General features: G+C 42.8%; 17 protein-coding genes and 1 pseudogene. 13 read left to right on the top strand and 5 right to left on the bottom strand.

What is annotated here, in order from left to right:
* Positions 1-6 precede the first annotated feature (6 nt).
* The 5 genes from vgrG (at position 7) to F6K63_RS18535 (ending at position 3694) form a co-directional block, all read left to right on the top strand.
* Positions 7-1647 (top strand): type VI secretion system tip protein VgrG, encoded by a 1641-nt coding sequence (gene vgrG / locus F6K63_RS18515; protein ID WP_287312854.1) that lies wholly within the window; start codon positions 7-9, stop codon positions 1645-1647.
* Positions 1644-1796 carry a hypothetical protein gene (locus F6K63_RS18520; RefSeq protein WP_287312855.1) on the top strand — a complete coding sequence of 51 codons (153 nt, stop codon included), beginning with the start codon at positions 1644-1646 and terminating at the stop codon, positions 1794-1796. The genes vgrG and F6K63_RS18520 overlap by 4 nt, the downstream gene beginning before the upstream one ends.
* 169 nt (positions 1797-1965) lie before the next feature.
* Positions 1966-2661: a Uma2 family endonuclease gene (locus F6K63_RS18525; protein ID WP_287312856.1), complete on the top strand. Its 696-nt coding sequence runs from the start codon at positions 1966-1968 to the stop codon at positions 2659-2661.
* 255 nt (positions 2662-2916) lie between these two features.
* A complete protein-coding gene (locus tag F6K63_RS18530; RefSeq protein ID WP_287264957.1) occupies positions 2917-3324 on the top strand; it encodes a GPW/gp25 family protein in 408 nt (135 codons plus the stop codon).
* A gap of 55 nt (positions 3325-3379) precedes the next feature.
* Positions 3380-3694: a hypothetical protein gene (locus F6K63_RS18535; protein WP_287312857.1), complete on the top strand. Its 315-nt coding sequence runs from the start codon at positions 3380-3382 to the stop codon at positions 3692-3694.
* On the opposite strand, the gene F6K63_RS18540 is transcribed toward F6K63_RS18535, so the two are convergent.
* Entirely contained in the window at positions 3691-5835 is a 2145-nt protein-coding gene (locus tag F6K63_RS18540; protein WP_287312858.1) for an ATP-binding protein, read from the bottom strand. The genes F6K63_RS18535 and F6K63_RS18540 overlap by 4 nt on opposite strands.
* A gap of 121 nt (positions 5836-5956) precedes the next feature.
* Here F6K63_RS18540 and F6K63_RS18545 point away from each other — a divergent pair, with 121 nt between their 5' ends.
* On the top strand, positions 5957-7234 hold the full coding sequence (locus F6K63_RS18545) for an eCIS core domain-containing protein (protein ID WP_287312859.1): 1278 nt from the start codon (positions 5957-5959) through the stop codon (positions 7232-7234).
* 254 nt (positions 7235-7488) lie between these two features.
* Here the strand turns inward: F6K63_RS18545 and F6K63_RS18550 are convergent, their stop codons facing one another.
* Entirely contained in the window at positions 7489-8064 is a 576-nt protein-coding gene (locus tag F6K63_RS18550) for an REP-associated tyrosine transposase (RefSeq protein ID WP_287312860.1), read from the bottom strand.
* A gap of 596 nt (positions 8065-8660) precedes the next feature.
* Between F6K63_RS18550 and F6K63_RS18555 the strand changes: the two genes are divergently transcribed.
* The 6 genes and pseudogenes from F6K63_RS18555 (at position 8661) to F6K63_RS18585 (ending at position 11148) form a co-directional block, all read left to right on the top strand.
* Positions 8661-8894, top strand: coding sequence for a BrnT family toxin (locus F6K63_RS18555; protein ID WP_287251682.1), 234 nt, complete (start codon positions 8661-8663; stop codon positions 8892-8894).
* Positions 8878-9135, top strand: a complete 258-nt coding sequence (locus F6K63_RS18560) for a BrnA antitoxin family protein (protein ID WP_287312861.1) — start codon at positions 8878-8880, stop codon at positions 9133-9135. Before F6K63_RS18555 ends, F6K63_RS18560 begins: the two co-directional genes overlap by 17 nt.
* A 234-nt stretch (positions 9136-9369) precedes the next feature.
* Positions 9370-9953 (top strand): annotated as a pseudogene (locus F6K63_RS37900) (Uma2 family endonuclease).
* Positions 9954-10328: 375 nt separating this feature from the next.
* Positions 10329-10535: a hypothetical protein gene (locus F6K63_RS18575; RefSeq protein ID WP_008186276.1), complete on the top strand. Its 207-nt coding sequence runs from the start codon at positions 10329-10331 to the stop codon at positions 10533-10535.
* The gene (locus tag F6K63_RS18580; RefSeq protein WP_287312863.1) at positions 10532-10792 is read left to right on the top strand and encodes a ParE family toxin-like protein; all 261 of its coding nucleotides are present in this window, start codon (positions 10532-10534) and stop codon (positions 10790-10792) included. The genes F6K63_RS18575 and F6K63_RS18580 overlap by 4 nt, the downstream gene beginning before the upstream one ends.
* A 59-nt stretch (positions 10793-10851) precedes the next feature.
* Positions 10852-11148 carry a hypothetical protein gene (locus F6K63_RS18585; RefSeq protein ID WP_287312864.1) on the top strand — a complete coding sequence of 99 codons (297 nt, stop codon included), beginning with the start codon at positions 10852-10854 and terminating at the stop codon, positions 11146-11148.
* Between the two features lies 1 nt (position 11149).
* On the opposite strand, the gene F6K63_RS18590 is transcribed toward F6K63_RS18585, so the two are convergent.
* The 3 genes from F6K63_RS18590 to F6K63_RS18600 form a co-directional block, all read right to left on the bottom strand.
* The gene (locus F6K63_RS18590; protein WP_287312865.1) at positions 11150-11293 is read right to left on the bottom strand and encodes a hypothetical protein; all 144 of its coding nucleotides are present in this window, start codon (positions 11291-11293) and stop codon (positions 11150-11152) included.
* Between the two features lie 29 nt (positions 11294-11322).
* Entirely contained in the window at positions 11323-11553 is a 231-nt protein-coding gene (locus tag F6K63_RS18595; protein WP_287312866.1) for a hypothetical protein, read from the bottom strand.
* Positions 11554-12058: 505 nt separating this feature from the next.
* Positions 12059-12394, bottom strand: a complete 336-nt coding sequence (locus tag F6K63_RS18600; RefSeq protein ID WP_071102561.1) for a XisI protein — start codon at positions 12392-12394, stop codon at positions 12059-12061.
* A 350-nt stretch (positions 12395-12744) separates the two neighbouring features.
* Here F6K63_RS18600 and F6K63_RS18605 point away from each other — a divergent pair, with 350 nt between their 5' ends.
* Positions 12745-13053, top strand: coding sequence for a DUF4258 domain-containing protein (locus F6K63_RS18605; protein WP_071102560.1), 309 nt, complete (start codon positions 12745-12747; stop codon positions 13051-13053).
* The last annotated feature ends 1 nt before the right edge of the window (position 13054 follow it).

The following is a 13054-nucleotide window of genomic DNA, read 5'->3' on the forward strand; positions in this document are numbered from 1 at the left end:
AAAAAAATGAGTGGTGTCGTCACAGCAACAATTTTGAGTGATACTGGGGAAGTAATGAACCCAGAATACAACCTCATGTCGATTGACATTATCAAAGAGGTGAATAAAATCCCGATAGCTCAAATAATTTTATTAGATGGTGAGGCGGCAAAACAAGAATTTCCTATTAGCAACACGGAGTTTTTTAAACCAGGCCAAGAAATTGAAATAAAGCTTCGCTATGAAGGGGAAAAACAAAAGGAAGCAACAGTTTTTAAGGGAATTATAGTTAGACACTGTGTGCAAGCCGATCGCTATAGTTCTCTGCTCACTGTTGATTTAAAAGACGCAGCATACAAACTAACCACCCAAAGAAAAAGTGCTGTGTTTCGAGATATGACAGACAAGGATATTATCGACAAAGTCATCAAAACTGGGGGGTTAACAGTCAAATCTATTGCTGTAACTAAACCAAAGCATAAGGAAATGGTGCAATATTACTGCACTGACTGGGATTTCATTTTATCTCGTGGGGATGTCAATGGTCTGTGGGTTTTAGTTGATGATGGCGAAATTACTGGGGTCGAGCCTAATCTAAAGGGGAAACCAAAACATACCTTTGAGTATGGCAAAGATGAAATTTACCAGTTTGAAATGGAAGCTGATATTTGCGATCAGAAAGCGTCGGTAGAAAGTACAGCTTGGGATATCAAAACACAGAAATTATTACAATCACAAAAAGCCAAAGAGTTTTCTCTAGATCAGGGTAATTTAAAAGGAGATGAATTAGCAAAAACCATTGGTGCAGATAACTATCAATTAATTAGTTTAGCTCCCTTAGATGACCAGGAAGTAAAAGCTTGGGCAGATGCCAAGTTACAAAAAAGTCGTCTGTCACTGTTTAAAGGTCGCTTCAATTTACCTGGATTTGCTGATATTAAACCAGGAGATATAATAAAAATTGATGGAATAGGAAAGCGCTTCAATGGCAAAACTTTAGTAACGGCTATTCGACATCAATTTAGTAGACAAGGCTGGCAAACGTATGTACAATTTGGCTTGTCAGCTAGCTGGTTTTATCAACAAAATAATGATATTTTTGATACACCAGTGGCGGGATTGATTCCAGCTATTCATGGGTTGCAAATTGGGATTGTGGATAAGTATGAAGCGGATCCAGAAAAACAGTTTAGGGTAAAAGTCAGAATCCCCTCAATTGAAAAAGATGGTATTGTTTGGGCAAGATTAGCTTCCGTTGAGGCTGGTAATAAAAGGGGTATTTTCTTTAGACCAGAAACCGGGGATGAGGTTATTCTCGGTTTTATCAATGATGACCCTAGACAAGCCATAATTCTAGGAGCAGTGCATAGTGTTAAAAATGCTTTACCAGCAGGTTTAACAGTAACCAAGGAAAATAATAAAAAAGGAATAGTTACCAAAGAATCCCTAAAAATTATATTTGATGATGAAAATAAGTTAATCGAAATTAGTACATCCAAAGGCAATACCTTAAAATTATCCGAGCAGGATAAAGGGATTAAATTGGAAGATGAAAATGGTAATACAATCACGATGGATAATCAAGGAATTAAAATAAAATCAAGTAAGGACCTTGTGATGGAGGGTAAATATATCAAGATTAAAGGCGAGAGAGTGGATATTAATTGAGGCAACGGTGGGGAGATGGGGAGATGGGGAGATGGGGAGATGGGGAGATGGGGGAGATTTTGATTAAGGGTAATTATCCTGACATGATACAAGAGGCATGCATACAAGAGGCAAGAGGCAAGAGGGAGGCAAAAGGCAACAGTCCGTAGGGTGCGAAGCGCGATCGCGTAACCCACCAAAATCCCGAGGGTGTGTTAGTAATAAGCTAATGCGCATTTAAATTGATTTTTCCCTGTTCCCTGTTCCCTGTTCCCTGTTCCCTTTGAGCAATTTAGGTATCCTAATCTAAAAGCCAAAGTCAGTACTGCTAAAAAAACCATGTCTCAAACCATATTAAAACCCAAAACTACAATTCCTCCTCTTGAAAGTGGAGATCAACTAACTAGGCAAGAATTTGAACAGCGTTATGCACAGATGCCTGATGTCAAAAAAGCGGAATTAATTGAAGGAATTGTTTATATGGCATCGCCTTTAAGAATGACCCAACATGCTAATCCCCATGCTCGTATTATGACTTGGTTAGGTACATATTGGTCAGCTACACCAGGGGTAGAAGTGGGAGATAATGCGACTGTACGTCTAGATGCCGACAATGAACCTCAACCGGATGCTTTACTAAGACTAACGGTAGATGGACAATCAAGGATTAGTGAAGACGGCTATGTAGAAGGTGCGCCAGAATTAATCGTAGAAATAGCAGCAAGTACGGCCTCTATTGATTTAAATGATAAATTAAAAGCTTACCGACGTAATCAAGTTCAAGAATATTTAGTTTGGCGGGTTTATGACGGAGAACTTGATTGGTTTCGGTTAAGGGAAGGAAAATATATTAAACTAGAACCGAATGATAAAGGCATTATCTGTAGTGACTACTTCCCTGGGTTATGGTTAGCCCAAGACGCTTTACTTACCGGAGACTTAGCCCAAGTATTAGCCATTTTACAGGAGGGATTAAAATCACCGGAACATGAAAACCTAGTCAATAAATTGACCGATAAGGAGAAGGTTGAATAAAACAAAATTCAAAATTCAAAATTTAAAATTCAAAATTAAGTTATTGTAGGGTGGGCAAAGGTCGATGATTTATGATTACATGGTCAGAGGTACATTATTTGTCCACCAAATTTTTTTAATTCAAAATTCAAAATTTAAAATCAAGTCCGTAGGGTGCGTTACGATGTCGCTAACGCACAAATTCGATACAATAGTGCGTTACGCTAAAAGCTAACGCACCCTACAAAGACTATTAACGCAAGAGGCAAGAGGCAAATGGAAGAAAACAGCTCTTTTTTAGGGACAGGATGGAGTTTTCCCCCTACATTCAACCAGGATACAGGAACGGTTGAGATGGTTTCTGATGAAGAGGATATTGTCCAAAGTCTGGAAATTATCCTGTCAACTCGTCCAGGGGAAAGGATTATGCAGCCTGATTTTGGTTGCGAATTGAGTCAGTTTCTGTTTGAGGAAATTACTCAAGGCTTAATTACGGGAATAAGAGGCACGATTTCTGATGCTCTGTTGAACCATGAGCATCGTATAGATGTAGAGGAGATAACTATAGAGGACAGTGAAATAGAGGGATTGTTGTTAATAAGTATTACCTATACGGTGCGAGTCACTAATTCTAGGTTTAACCTGGTTTATCCTTTTTATATTAATGAGGCTCAAACGGTTTGAGTAATTAAAAATTAAAAATTAAAAATTAAAAATTAAGTTATTGTAGGGTGGGCAAATGGACCCGATTCGAGATCTTATTGTCAGAGAGTCAGCATTTGCCCACCAAACCCCACAGTCAGGGAAGGTGGGCAAATGGACCCGATTGGAGATATTGTTGTCAGAGGGTCAGCATTTGCCCACCAAACCCCACAGCCGGTCAGGGAAGGTGGGCAAATCGACAGGATTCGAGATATTGTTGTCAGAGGGTCAGCATTTGCCCACCCTACTACCTCCCCATTCCCGATTCCCGATTCCCGATTCCCGATTCCCGATTCCCGATTCCCGATTCCCGATTCCCGATTCCCGATTCCCATTAACTCCCCACAACTAAAACCAGCCTTCAATCTCTTCGTTTGTCAACATTTTCTTCAACTTTTGATATTCCCGTTTTGTGGCTTCGTAGATTAGTTCCATGTTCACGGCTTCATCGGCGGCGGCGGCCAAAAAAGCGGCATTTAGGGCAATATTGCGAATATTTCCGCCTGCTACTTTGAGTTGACCGAGTTTCTGGTAATTTAAGTTTTGGGTAGGTGTCATAGTCGGAAAAATCCGTTGCCAAATTTGGGTACGGATTTCGGGTCCGGGAAACGGAAACTCGACCACAAAGCGAATGCGGCGCTCAAAGGCACTATCGAGTGCGCTTTGGAAATTGGTGGTCAAAATAGCTAAACCTTGATAGGCTTCCATTCTCTGCAGCAAATAGCTGACTTCGATGTTTGCGTTGCGGTCGTGACTGTCTTTAACTTGGGTACGCTTACCAAACAGGGCATCGGCTTCGTCAAACAGCAGAATAGCACTTCCGGTTTCAGCAGCATCAAAGATCCGCCGCAGATTCTTTTCGGTCTCACCAATATATTTACTGACTACTCTACTTAGGTCGATGCGATAAAGATCCAGGCGAAATTCGTTGGCTAATACTTCTGCTGCCATGGTTTTACCAGTACCGCTAGCACCGTAAAATAGGGCGCTGATGCCCAAACCCCGATGGCCTTTTTGGGCGAAACCCCATTCCTGATAGACTTTATACTTGTATCTGAGATGAGTGGCAATATCGCTTAGAAGCAGCCGTTGTGGGGTTGGTAATACCAGATCCTCCCAGGTAGCCGTAGCATTTATCGGTTGCGCTAAGTGTTCTAATTGATTACGGCTGATTTGGCGGCAGAAATCCCATAATTGAGTGGGTTGGTGGGTTTCGTCTCTGAGATTTTTGCCCCCATTATCCGAGATCCCCCTTCCGTCCCCCTTAAAAAGGGGGAAACCAGAGGAGGCTTCGCTGTTTGTTCTTTGGGGACTTTGAAATCTGTTTCCCCCAGGTTCCCCTCCTGGGAGGGGGTAGGGGTGGGTTAGGGCGCTCTTGGGGCTAGATCCGGGATTTTGTGGGAATTTTGAATTTTGAATTTTGAATTGATCACAGGCGGCTTGAATACTAGCACTACTGAGGTTAAACTGTACGGCGATGCGCTCAATTTGACCGTTAAGTTCGGCTGCTGCTGACCCTATATGGCTTTCCCACAGGTCATATTGTTCCTGGTGGCTCAATGGAGGGATGTCTAGGTTAATAACAGTCCGCTGACAGTCAATTTTTCTGTCATTGCTGCTGAGGATTAAACGAGTATTGTTACTATCAATAAATTGGCTCAGAGCATACTCCCGCCCAGGCTCGGTAAAATTATAACTATCCCAGTCAATCAACAGGACACTATTGCTTAGTATTGCTTCCCTTTGCCAACGCTTCGCGAGTTGGTATACTTCCTGGGGCTTGGTGGTCAGAGCGGCAGGTTCGAGAGTATGTAAACTATACCCCAAACCCATACAAGTGGCGGAGGCAATTTGGTATTTAGTGCTACGCTCCGACCCAGATAATTGCACCACGGGATAGCTATTTCTCCCCTCGCTGCCAGACCAAATGCTGATCAATTGCGACCCTATACTTAACTGAGAGCATGGCATTATAAGAGGGTTGGTCTGAGGCGGTAGGGGAGTGATCTTGCCTGCTAATTGCTGGTCTATGGCATATTCTCCTAACAGAAAGCAGAGGATACGCTGGTCAATTATTAGGGGGGACTTGGTTAGGATTAAACCTGGTTCAATCTGGAGCAGTTGCCAGTATTGTAAAGGGCTTTGGGGAGAAAGGACATGCCAACTGGGTCCGGGCAGGGCGTCAAGAGCTAAACTTATTGTAGGATAGTTTTTGTGAGGATGATTTTTTTGGGCTTTGGCAAACAAGGACTGGAACATAGGTTCTATTTCCTGGCCCACGCACATTAGCAGGATATCCCTTTCAATTGGGGTTAGATGGAAGTTGTTACAAAGTTGAGCCAGGGCAGAACTATCGTCAACAATTTCAGTAACGATTTGTTGATTTTCTTTACCTTCTATGTAATTTTCTAAATAGTTACGAACTCGATCGATTTCTTGAAACAGAGAACTAAGATTAGAGTGATACCAGTTGGTTTGAGAAAGGGGTGTCATGTCGCGCTCCTGGAAGACGGATGGATCGACTGATATTGTTTTCTAATAGGGTACAAGGAAAAAAGAAATAGCTATGCGCACTACTCATACCTATAAACCGAAATATTCTCACTCTACTTCAGTGTCATTTGATCAAAATAAGAAAGACTCCAGACGGAATGGTTATCGTGATATTTTGGAAGCAGAGGAAAGGGAGTGGAACGCCGAAGATGCGGTGGGGGAATGGGGAAGTATCAGTGCGAAGGTGATGCGCACCTTAGAATCAGGACAATACCAGCCCGACACGGGAAGGTATAAGATGGGGCTGCAAGCAAAGTTGTCTTGTGGACAGCCGGGAGATAGAAGCAGGCAAGGGGCGAATCACGGTGGGCAAATGGTAGTGCAGCCGAAAAGGAATATGGTGCAGCGAGCAGCACAACCGTTGACGGGGGATACGTTGACCTATGGCGAAAGCATGAGGGCATTGAGGAGGGATTATGAAAACAAAACTGGCTTGCCTGATCGACTCAAAGCAGGAATAGAGAACCTCTCTGGCTACTCGATGGATGATGTGAGGGTGCATTACAACTCGGTCAAACCGGCACAATTGCAGGCATTGGCGTATGCACAGGGGACTGAGATCCATGTCGGGCCGGGGCAGGAGAAGCATTTGCCCCATGAGGCGTGGCATGTGGTGCAGCAGAAGCAGGGTAGAGTGATGCCCACCATGCAATTGAAAGGAGGGGTGAAAGTAAACGAAGAAGCCGGTTTGGAGAAAGAGGCTAATGAAATGGGCATGAAAGCTCAATTTCTTTTCACGAAGGTCATGTCCGTTCAATCGAAGGCTGTACAGAAATCACCAAAAAGTGCCCACGTTAGTCCACCAATACAGAGGAATGGCGAAAAAGACATACAGCAAGCGGATACAGATCCCTTAGACCTTAGTTACAATACCGGCTTGTTTTTTAATGGGGTCGCTAATCTCTGGGAGCATAATACTAAAGCCACATTATTCGCAAGGAAGACGGCTTTTCTTATGGGAATTAGCAAACTTGGGATGGCGTCAAAAGAGTATGCCAAAAATGGTGAATTAAACCTAGGCACATACACTAATTCAATGGCTGGTTTAATGTACATCACAGAAGGAATAGGAGAAACCATGCATCTTATGGAGCACAATGGTACCCTATATAAGAAACTTTTGAAAATAGCGCCCTTGGCAGGTGCATTTGCAGATTTCGTTCAAATCCCGAAATACCTTAAGAAAGAGGATTATCTCAGTGCAGCTATGTATGGAGGATTCGGGTATGCGAACATAATGATGTATGCAAATAAGCCCTTAATCTACAAAAGGATAGGATTAGGAATCGGACTGGGTATGTTCGCAGTAAAAAACCTGAAAGATGTACTCAACAAATAAAATAGGGGCCCCCGGGTTGTGTATCATCAAGTCCCCAAAAAGCAGTGCGATCGCTGATCTTGTAGGGTGGGCAAATGCACATGATTCCTGATGAAATTGCCAAACTCTCATAATTTGCCCACCCTACCCGACTACCCTACGGCATGCGATCACCTATATTGTTGGTTGGGTTAAAGCAAAGTGTTCGCTCTTGTAGGGTGGGCACATGCACATGATTCGAGATCAAATGGTATTACTTTCATAATTTGCCCACTCTACTCCCCTGCTTTATCTTCTAAATCGCTAAAATCTAGAACTTGTGGTAAATTCCTCCCACAACAACACCCCCAATCGGGTCGATACTTGCCTCGCTCCACCCATTTGTGAAAACTGGAATATTCCCACAAATGTGGACAAGACACCAAACCATGTTTAACCGGATTATAGTGAATATAATCTAAATGTCGGTGTAAATCATGGTCATCACGAATTGTATGCTCCCAAAACCGACGTTGCCAGACATTGCTTTCTCGATGCTTACGACGAGAAGGGGAAACATCACCAAATAATGAACGTTTTCCCGGTAAAGACCGGGTAAATAATACCTTTAACCGAGACACTCGCTGAGAATAATCAGAATCATCCGGTGGTAACGACCAGATAAAATGAAGATGATCCGGTAAAACAACGGCTGCTGTGATGTCAAAGGGTTTTTCTGTCCGCATTTTTGCCATGGCCTTCCGTAACCGAGATATATTCTCAACATCTGAAAATAGAGGAATACGGCGATAAGTGACTATTGTCAGAAAAAATACTCCTCCTGGCACATAAGAACGACGATAGTTCGACATATTGAGATTAAGCGTACACACTATTGTAGTAGGGTGGGCAAATGGACATGATCACGCTATCAAATGGTATTACTTTGATGATTTGCCCACCCTACTATTATGAGCTGTAGTAGGGTGGGCAAATGGGCATGACACTATGATTAAATTGCCAAACTATCATGATTTGCCCACCCTACCCTACCTTTTGCGTACGCACTGTAGGGTGGGCAAATCGACATGATAACTAATCAAATGGTCTTTCAAACATTATTTGCCCACCCTACTACCTGATGAGGCAAATGGACATGAGCACGCTATCAAATGGTATTACTTTGATGATTTGCCCACCCTACTATTATGAGCTGTAGTAGGGTGGGCAAATGGGCATGACACTATGATTAAATTGCCAAACTTTGATGATTTGCCCACCCTACCCTAGGTCATGCGATCGCACTACCCTACCTTTTGCGTACGCACTGTAGGGTGGGCAAATCGACATGATAACTAATCAAATGGTCTTTCAAACATTATTTGCCCACCCTACTACCTGATGAGTGTTGTTATACATATAATATATGTATGACCTTTGAATATGATCCAAGAATTGCAAAAACCAATTGGCAAAAGCATGGTGTTTCCTAAGCGAAGCTGAAATGGTTTTTTTCGATCCCCTTGCCATTCATGACATTGATCCAGATTCGATTAGTGAAGAACGTTTCATCGCAGTGGGAATAGGAAACTCTGGATTACCATTGGTCGTTGTTTATACCATGCGCGGTGAGGTGATTCGACTAATTTCTGCTCGTCGCGCCACAAAACAGGAGACAAAAGCTTATGAGAAAGGAATATGATTTTTCTAAAGGAAAACGAGGAGCCGTAATTCCTTCTAAAGGAAAAACACGCATTACTATTTATCTCGATGATGAAATTCTTGCCCTATTTCGAGAACAGGCCGAAACGGCTGGAATTGGTTATCAGACTCTAATAAATGAGGCTTTAAAAAAACATCTCCAGTGCCCTTCTGAACAACCTCTCACCCAAGGGGATCTACGCCGTATTCTTCGTGAAGAATTATCAGTGCGATCGCCGTAGGCGCGCAGCGCCACTTCGTGGGAGCGCAAGTGCGTACGCTCTTGTAGGGTGCTTCGCGGTGAAATGTAACGCACCATCTATATACAAATTGAAACCAAAATATCCTTAACCAAAACAATGGTGCGTTACGGCTTAAACTATGGCAATATCATCTATTTTTATCAACCAAACCGCCTAACGCACCCTACAAAAACTACCTGGAATATTGCTAAGCATTCTTCAGCTAACTTAATTATGCAATCACCCAGCATTACTAACTCCTTAGACACTTTTCTCCAACAACCGAATATAGAAGCATCTCCTGCTTGGGAATTCATCCATGGACACCCGAAGCAAAAGCCTATGCCAACATTGTTTCATTCCCGCCTCCAACGCAACCTCGTAAACGCCATCAACAATCAAACCCATGCTTGCGTTGCTATTCAAGAACTCGGGTGCATCATTCCTCCCTTATCCCCTGTACCAGATCTTGTCGTTGTTAAAAGCGTCCGCCTCAGGGATGAAGATGGCCCCCTGCAAGGTTCACCAGACTGGTTAATTGAAATTCGCTCCCCTGACCAAAGCACATTAGACCTACAGAACAAAATTTTGCACTTTAGGTGCGCTTTCCGTTGGCGAATTAAATTCGCCACGGGTCGCACCTCTTGAGCAACGGGACTCAGCTGGCTTGGCTAATCGATATTCAGCGACAGCAAATCTGGGTTTGGGAAAACCAGGAACTACCACTGGTGTTTGCCGGAACTGACATACTCCCGACCCTTGACACTATCTCAGACTTTACCGTAGACGCAATAATTGGCATGACCCGACAGCGATAATGTAAGTATTCAGCTATCAGCTTTAGCCGATAAAGTAGGGTGGGCAAATCGACAGGATTGTTGATATTATTGCCTTCGCTACAGAATTTGCCCACCCTACCCAACCGAATGCTTACGCACTATCAGCTTTAGCAAAGGGAACAGCGGATCTGGGAGTAGGGAGTAGGGAGTAGGGAGTAGGGAGTAGGGAGTAGAAATATCTCTCATTTGAGATTTATTTTAAACATTAGGCTGACGGCTGACAGCTAACCGCTGACGGCTGAATGCTTGCGCGATAACTCAGTGCGATCGCTCTTTTTGGGTGCAAACCATTAAATGTAAACAAATAAGTAGTCCCCGGTATAATTTGAATAGATCTGTACAAAATTAGGGCTTATGAATAAGAGTGACTTAGGAGAAATTGAACGTGCTGTCAGTCAACTGTCTAGTGAGGATCTCGCCAAATTTCGGACTTGGTTTGCAGAATTTGATGCAGCAAATTGGGATCGACAATTTGAAGCAGATGTTGCGGCTGGTAGGCTAGATGCACTAGCAGACAAAGCACTGAAAGATTTACAACAAGGAAATTGTACTGATTTGTGAAACATCTTGCTACACCAGATTTTTGGTATTATTATCGACAGCTACCATCGGAAATCCAAGAACTTGCCGATAGATGTTACGAGTTGCTCAAACAGGATCCTCGATATCCCTCACTACATTTCAAGAAAATAGGTCGGTTTTGGTCAGTTCGAGTGGGTTTACACTACAGAGCGATTGCGGTAGAAAAGGATAATAATCTAGCTTGGTTTTGGATTGGAACACACGCCGAATATGACAAAATATTAGGCTCAAAGTAGCGATCGCCTGGTGCGATCGCTCTTGTCGGGTGGGCAAATGGACATGATTCGAGATCAAATTGTCAAACTCTCAGAATTTGCCCACCCTACAGTGCTTTCAACCTTCAACATCCCAACCTTCAACCTTCAACCAACTAACCTTCAACCTTCAACATCCTAACCTTCAACCTTCAACATCCCAACCTTCAACCTTCAACATCCCAACCTTCAACCTTCAACATCCCAACCTTCAACATCCCAACCTTCAACCTTCAACATCCCAACCTTCAACCTTCAACATCCCAACCTTAAAAAAAATAGCCGCAGAAATACTATCCACGGCTAGGAATGTTACCTTATGTCATTCAGTTTTTTAACCTATCCAGACGTGATCCTATGTGATTGGACCGGATGGTTTGGCCAGGGGGAAAACCCCCCAGCAATGTCTTGATGCAGTCGCTCATGGGGGAAACCCCCAAGACCGCTTAGGTGCGCTTTCCGTAGGCGAATTAAATTCGCCACGGGTCGCACCTCTGCATCGCTTTAACGTTTTAACGGAGCCTGAAGTACTTGGTCATAATTGTTATGAATTCTCCGGGAACATCCGTCGGCTGCAGAGGACTCCACTCGGATATTTCGGCGTAGCCCAGTGCATACAGGGCATGCATGGTATTAGTTACTGCCTTGCGGTCGCCCTTTAAAATGTGCTGAACACGGATTTTTTTGTTGGAAGAATCGTCTGGATTGTTGTCTGGATTATTAGTTGGAAATTCTGATGGCATAAGGGTAACCTTTTGCTTTCTGTTTACATTTATAATCGTAATGATTATAGTTTATTTTGTCAAGGGTTTTTAGAATTTTTTTTTTGAGGGAGAATGTAAATAAATGCGATCGATAACTATCAGCTATCAGCTATCAGCTATCAGCTATAGCAAAGGGAGTAGGGAGTAGGGAGTAGGGAGTAGGGAGTAGGGAGTAGGGAGTAGGGAACAAAATTCTCTCAATTCCTACACGGAATGCTATATCAGCTATCAGTACGATCGCTTTTGTAGGGTGGGCAAATAGACATGATTCGTGATCAAATTGTCAAACTCTCAGAATTTGCCCACCCTACCACTAATAGCGATCGCTTTTGTAGGGTGGGCAAATGGACATAATTCCTAATCAAATTGTCAAACTCTCAGAATTTGCCCACCCTACCACTAATAGGTGGGCAAATGGACATGATTCTTTATCAAATTGTCAAACTCTCAGAATTTGCCCACCCTACCACTAATAGGGTACGCCCTACGCAACAGCAAATTCCGTATCTTTCCTGCGTTCAGGTGACTTAAAACCCAAAACAATTTGCTCTTTTGGGACACCAGCTTCAACGAATTCGTTAGCCACTCCAACTTCTGTGCCATCTCGTTGAATCCAGATTTTTCCATCGATAATATCAACATGGATTAAACAACCATGCTCATAGTGCTTATTCTGACGGCCTAAAATCATCAGCAGGTAGCGATCGGATTCCCGATCAAAGACCGTCTCAAACTTAATGTCTCCATGCTTATAGGGCACTTTTGTATGATTTGTGATAATTTCTCGAATTAGTTTGCGGTAATTAGTTAATCTATCCATCGGATAATAACCTCCCGATTGGGGTCAAAGACAATAATAGCAATTATTAGACTTCTTGCAGAAGTCGGGAACAGGGAACAGGGAACAGGGAACAGGGAAGAGAGAAGAGGGAACTTCGGAAATTAACTCAATTCTACAAGTGATGTGGGGCATAAGGGGGGACGATATTGCTTGAAACGATTGATAGGCAAAGAGTTTAACCATTTGTGATCTAAAAAGATAGTGCGATCGCTACTCTTGTAGGGTGCGAAGCATGAAATGTAACGCACCATCTATCTGGTAATATTCGGTGCTTTATCGATTAAAATAGGAAAATACAGCTATCCTTAATCAGATGTAAGCTAAAATGAATGAATATAAAGCAAATTAGTGATGCAATTCTTGATTATCGATTTTGGATTACCGATCATGCTGACGAAGAAGCAGAAGAAGATCAATTGTCTTTTGATGAAATTTATCATTCTGTTCTGTATGGTGAAATCATAGAAGACTATACTAATCATCAACCTTATCCGCGCTGCCTAATCTATGGCGAAAACTTTGCAACTGAGCCAATTCATAGCGTCTGGGATTATGATCAAGAAACAAACACAGCTATTTTAGTTACTGTATATCGACCTGATCCGAAAAAGTGGATTAATGGTAAAATAAGGAGATAGT

The sequence above is a fragment of the Moorena sp. SIO1G6 genome (assembly GCF_010672795.1).
In the GTDB taxonomy this organism is placed as follows: domain Bacteria; phylum Cyanobacteriota; class Cyanobacteriia; order Cyanobacteriales; family Coleofasciculaceae; genus Moorena; species Moorena producens.

What these genes read in the sequence shown, in the direction of transcription:
- vgrG (WP_287312854.1), top strand. Translation starts at nt 7, where the DNA reads ATGAGTGGTGTCGTCACAGCAACAATTTTGAGTGATACTGGGGAAGTA.
- F6K63_RS18525 (WP_287312856.1), top strand. Translation starts at nt 1,966, where the DNA reads ATGTCTCAAACCATATTAAAACCCAAAACTACAATTCCTCCTCTTGAA.
- F6K63_RS18530 (WP_287264957.1), top strand. Translation starts at nt 2,917, where the DNA reads ATGGAAGAAAACAGCTCTTTTTTAGGGACAGGATGGAGTTTTCCCCCT.
- F6K63_RS18535 (WP_287312857.1), top strand. Translation starts at nt 3,380, where the DNA reads ATGGACCCGATTCGAGATCTTATTGTCAGAGAGTCAGCATTTGCCCAC.
- F6K63_RS18540 (WP_287312858.1), bottom strand. Translation starts at nt 5,835, where the DNA reads ATGACACCCCTTTCTCAAACCAACTGGTATCACTCTAATCTTAGTTCT.
- F6K63_RS18550 (WP_287312860.1), bottom strand. Translation starts at nt 8,064, where the DNA reads ATGTCGAACTATCGTCGTTCTTATGTGCCAGGAGGAGTATTTTTTCTG.
- F6K63_RS18560 (WP_287312861.1), top strand. Translation starts at nt 8,878, where the DNA reads ATGAGAAAGGAATATGATTTTTCTAAAGGAAAACGAGGAGCCGTAATT.
- F6K63_RS18575 (WP_008186276.1), top strand. Translation starts at nt 10,329, where the DNA reads ATGAATAAGAGTGACTTAGGAGAAATTGAACGTGCTGTCAGTCAACTG.
- F6K63_RS18595 (WP_287312866.1), bottom strand. Translation starts at nt 11,553, where the DNA reads ATGCCATCAGAATTTCCAACTAATAATCCAGACAACAATCCAGACGAT.
- F6K63_RS18600 (WP_071102561.1), bottom strand. Translation starts at nt 12,394, where the DNA reads ATGGATAGATTAACTAATTACCGCAAACTAATTCGAGAAATTATCACA.
- F6K63_RS18605 (WP_071102560.1), top strand. Translation starts at nt 12,745, where the DNA reads ATGAATATAAAGCAAATTAGTGATGCAATTCTTGATTATCGATTTTGG.